Source organism: Bacillus sp. 196mf, assembly GCF_003217275.1.
GTDB classification, from domain to species: domain Bacteria; phylum Bacillota; class Bacilli; order Bacillales; family Bacillaceae_G; genus Bacillus_A; species Bacillus_A thuringiensis_S.
In genome coordinates this window covers 1-1,976 of sequence record NZ_QJTG01000095.1, presented here as the reverse complement: position 1 = coordinate 1,976, position 1,976 = coordinate 1, and the positions used below count along the sequence as shown (strand labels likewise).

The following is a 1,976-nucleotide window of genomic DNA, read 5'->3' as shown; positions in this document are numbered from 1 at the left end:
ACGAGTTGACTTTCCATTTACCATAAACGGGATTGAAATGTGTGTGAAGTCAAATGAATAGTTTTGGTTATTCCACATACAAACAGGTTTTTTTAGAATCGGAACGATTTGGTATTTACTCTTTTTCACTTTTGTAGAAAATATACTTTTTGCATCTTTAATTTCTTGATTTTTCACTGCACTTGGAAGGTTGACTTCAATATTCTTTGTGCTTTTCTTTTCCTCGACCATTTCAGATACAAGTGTATTAATGAGTTTAATGTACTCGTGACTACTTTGTTCCAATAGCCTGATTTGTTCTTTTGTCGGAAGTAATTTAGCTTTGACCGTCATGGTTTGTGTCACAAGTTTCACCCCCTTGTTTTTTGACTTTCTACATAATGTTTTATTGTCTCACTTGATACATTTCCAGCAGTAGAAACAAAATAGGAACGAGTCCACAGACTTGGCAAATGCGCGAGATGAGGAAGCTCTTCTCTTAAACGCTTTGATGTCACGCCTTTGATTTTCGCCATTGTATCAGCAGGACTAAGTGTTGGAAGGGTATTCAAGAACAAGTGAACATGGTCTTTATCACATTCCATTGCAACAATAACAACATCCAGTTCGTTACATACCTCTTTAACCAGCTCTTCGAAACGTTCTTCTACTTTTGTGTTAAGAAAAATCTTTCTTCTGTATCGTGGGCAAAACACAAAATGATAGTTTATTAATGATACAGTTGTTTTAGTTCTTCTATAATCATTCATCACGTTCACATCGTATCAGTTCAGCTATTAAACTACAATAAAAAGTGGAAAAATAAATGATATCAACATTTTGGATACTTAAAGTGCCACAAAACTTGCGGTTTTTTGTAGCACTCCGCATCCAACCTCACTTTCATCCCATACCTAAAGGCGATGGGATTTCTCGTTCGGGAAAAGCTGTAATTTACCACACAATACAACCATGGATTGCTTTTTACGTAACGGATTCTCCGCTCTAGTCGTGTAATAAACATGTAATTGACGAAACGCTTCATTACAACGAACCATCGGCATCATAACCCGAAAGAGAAGAGCACGTAAGTGCCGCCTTCCCCGTTTGGAGATGCGTTTTTTTCCTCTCTGCTGACCGGAGGAATGTTCCCGCAGCGTTAACCCCGCAAATTTAATTAATTGTCGTGGATGCTGATAATACGAAAAACTCCCGATTTCAGATAATAATTGAATAATGGTCGTATCTCCTATACCAAGAACGGTGGATAACCATTCATACTCCACAGACGTTTTGGCTAAATTGTTAAATTGGTCCATAAGCTTTTGAATTTTTTGTCCCAGTTGACGATAACTGCGGATTAATGTGGTAATCTCTATACGGACCATCTCTAATCCTTCTGTTACATCAATCGAACCATGAGCTGCTTGCACCACTTTGTGCCTCTGTGGCGCTACTTGCCGGTAATTATGTAAGAGTTTCTTCCGCCGTCCTGGAAATCACATCACAGGGAAACGGTGTGCACTGTAATGCTGCCATGTCGGTTTTCCAAAAACTCGGAAACACCTGCATAAATTCAGGAAAGGAACGATCTACCCAGAGAATGAGTTTGTTTCGTATTGCACTCTGTTCATCGATCAGTTGATTCCGTAAGGTAGCACCTACACGAAGCTAAAATGTGTAGATAACTGAATCGACCACCTTTCGCAAGATGAGCAATCACAAGTGCATCTTTTGCATCAGGTTTCGTCTGTAAATTATCATCTAACTCTTTTGAACGTTTCACAGGCATTAGATTGACCATAACTAACGGAATCCCTCGTTCCCCAAGGAACTAGGCAGAGATTCAGCCAATAATGCCCGGCAGGCTCAATTCCCACAATTACATCTTTTCTTTGATATTATTTCATGGCTTCTAAGAACCTGTTTAGAATCTATGGTATAATCTGTAAAAAAGGATATTTTCTATGATACATAATTATACAAGTAACGTTTCA

The 1,976-nt window shown here is 38.5% G+C and carries 1 protein-coding gene and 2 pseudogenes; all 3 read right to left on the bottom strand.

What is annotated here, in order from left to right; translation table 11 throughout:
* A pseudogene (locus ATL10_RS30625) lies at positions 1–345 on the bottom strand (RNA-guided endonuclease TnpB family protein); the annotation flags it as partial.
* 5 nt (positions 346–350) lie between these two features.
* Positions 351–752, bottom strand: a complete 402-nt coding sequence (gene tnpA, locus ATL10_RS30620) for an IS200/IS605 family transposase (protein ID WP_110498371.1) — start codon at positions 750–752, stop codon at positions 351–353.
* A 141-nt stretch (positions 753–893) separates the two neighbouring features.
* A pseudogene (locus ATL10_RS30615) lies at positions 894–1,880 on the bottom strand (IS110 family RNA-guided transposase); the annotation flags it as partial.
* Positions 1,881–1,976 lie beyond the last annotated feature (96 nt).